Raw genomic sequence first — 1754 nt, 5'->3', positions numbered from 1 at the left:
CCAAGCTCTCCTCGCCGCGACGGGGACGGCGATAATGGGAACGGGGAGCCTCGTGAATCAGGACGGGGTGACGCTGGTGAGGCTGGAGGGGTAATCTCACCCTCGGCTTCGGTGAGGTCCCAGCTGCGGGCAACGCAGCGCGGGTGGCGGTCGGTGTCGGTGTGACGACCGCGGAAGCCTTCGCCATCGGCGCTACGGCGATTCCCTCGCCGCTGGCCGATTCCGAGTGGGACGGCTGGCTGTGGCACACCTTCGCGCCGCTGCTGGCGCTGACCAACGCGATCGATCAGGCGGAAGGTACGGTCGCTGCTCGCTTCGATGTCGACTCCAGGGCGATGCGGAAGCTCACCGTCGACATGGTGGTCTTCGCCGCCATTGAGGTTGAGAACCTCAGCGGCGTGACGGACGTCAGGGCGCTGTTCGACTCGAGGATGCTGCTCAAGCTCCCGTAGTCGCGACGGCTGGGAAGTCACCTGCGGACAGGCGAAGCACTCCGGAGCCGCGCGGACAAGTCGGTACCAGCCAACGAGTTACGCTAGGGGCATCGAATCTCCGGATTCGGTGCCCCTTGACACACCCGCAGTTGCAGTGAAAACTGACTACGTGACGGGGCGTGAGCCTTCTGCTACGACTCCGAGTCACTGCTTCCAACAAGCCGCGCAGCGGCATCATCAGGGGGTTGCATGAATGGCAATGCGCTCATCGAGAGGGTCCTTCCCGCGCAGTCGCACGCCACGCCGGCAGACCGGCTGGGATTTCGGACCCGGCGGGCTCCAAGCTCTCCTCGCCGCGACGGGGACGGCGATAATGGGAACGGGGAGCCTCGTGAATCAGGACGGGGTGACGCTGGTGAGGCTGAGGGGTAATCTCACCCTCGGCTTCGGTGAGGTCCCAGCTGCGGGCAACGCAGCGCGGGTGGCGGTCGGTGTCGGTGTGACGACCGCGGAAGCCTTCGCCATCGGCGCTACGGCGATTCCCTCGCCGCTGGCCGATGCCGAGTGGGACGGCTGGCTCTGGCATACCTTCGCCCCGCTGGTCGCGCTGACCAACGCGATCGAGCAGAGCGAGGGGACGTCGGCAGTGAGAATCGACGTGGACTCCAGGGCGATGCGTAAGCTCACCGTCGATATGGTCGTCTTCGCTGCTATCGAGGTCGAGAACCTCAGCGGCGTGACGGACGTTCGAGCGCTGTTCGACTCGAGGATGCTGCTGAAGCTCCCGTAGTGGCGACTGCTGGCGAAGGCACAGGCGAGGAATCGTTACACTCCGGCGCAGCGCGGACAAGTCGGTAGCCAGCAACGAGTTGCACGAGGGGCGGCACGGTCTATGACCGGCCGCCCCTTGACACACCCGCAGTTGCAGTGAAACCTGACTACGTGACGGGGCGTGAGCCTTCTGCTACGACTCCGAGTCACTGCTTCCAACAAGCCGCGCAGCGGCTTCATCAGGGGGTTGCATGAATGGCAATGCGCTCATCGAGAGGGTCCTTCCCGCGCAGTCGCACGCCACGCCGGCAGACCGGCTGGGATTTCGGACCCGGCGGGCTCCAAGCTCTCCTCGCCGCGACGGGGACGGCAATCATGGGGACGGGGAGCCTCGTGAATCAGGACGGGATAACGCTGGTGAGGCTGAGGGGTAACCTCACCCTCGGCTTCGGTGAGGTCCCAGCTGCGGGCAACGCAGCGCGGGTGGCGGTCGGTGTCGGTGTGACGACCGCGGAAGCCTTCGCCATCGGCGCTACGGCGATTCCCTCG

2 protein-coding genes are annotated in these 1754 nt (G+C 65.8%); both read left to right on the top strand.

Annotated features, from left to right (window positions below; genetic code table 11):
- The first annotated feature begins 143 nt into the window (after positions 1-143).
- On the top strand, positions 144-452 hold the full coding sequence (locus tag TH67_RS10095; RefSeq protein WP_072595452.1) for a hypothetical protein: 309 nt from the start codon (positions 144-146) through the stop codon (positions 450-452).
- A gap of 355 nt (positions 453-807) precedes the next feature.
- Entirely contained in the window at positions 808-1224 is a 417-nt protein-coding gene (locus TH67_RS10090) for a hypothetical protein (protein WP_141081785.1), read from the top strand.
- Positions 1225-1754 lie beyond the last annotated feature (530 nt).

Origin of the sequence: Campylobacter concisus (assembly GCF_001891085.1) — a bacterium.
Classification (GTDB): Bacteria; Campylobacterota; Campylobacteria; order Campylobacterales; family Campylobacteraceae; genus Campylobacter_A; species Campylobacter_A concisus_O.
This window is presented reverse-complemented; position numbering and strand designations above follow the sequence as displayed.

Bases quoted from the DNA above. Each gene is read 5' to 3' on its own strand.
- TH67_RS10090 (WP_141081785.1), top strand. From the start codon at position 808: ATGGGAACGGGGAGCCTCGTGAATCAGGACGGGGTGACGCTGGTGAGG.